Origin of the sequence: Bacillus cereus group sp. BfR-BA-01524, from assembly GCF_022662595.1 — a bacterium.
In the GTDB taxonomy this organism is placed as follows: Bacteria; Bacillota; Bacilli; order Bacillales; family Bacillaceae_G; genus Bacillus_A; species Bacillus_A thuringiensis_S.
In genome coordinates, this window is the sequence record NZ_JAKUDW010000485.1 from 1 (window position 1) to 218 (window position 218).

Sequence of the window (218 nt, forward strand, 5' to 3'; positions counted from 1 at the left end):
AAGTTGGATGGGTTCAAGTATATGGAAAATGGTATTATCTAGATCCAACAACAGATGGCTCTATGAAAACAGGTTGGGTTCAAGTACACGGGCGATGGTTCTACTTAGATGCAGAAGGAGCTATGAAAACTGGTTGGGTATTAAGTAATGATAAATGGTATTACTTAGATGCAGAAGGAGCTATGAAGACTGGTTGGTACCAAGAAGGCGAGAAATGG

The 218-nt window shown here is 40.4% G+C and carries 1 pseudogene; it reads left to right on the top strand.

The window, feature by feature from the left end:
• Positions 1-218: pseudogene (locus tag MR170_RS32010) on the top strand (3D domain-containing protein); the annotation flags it as partial.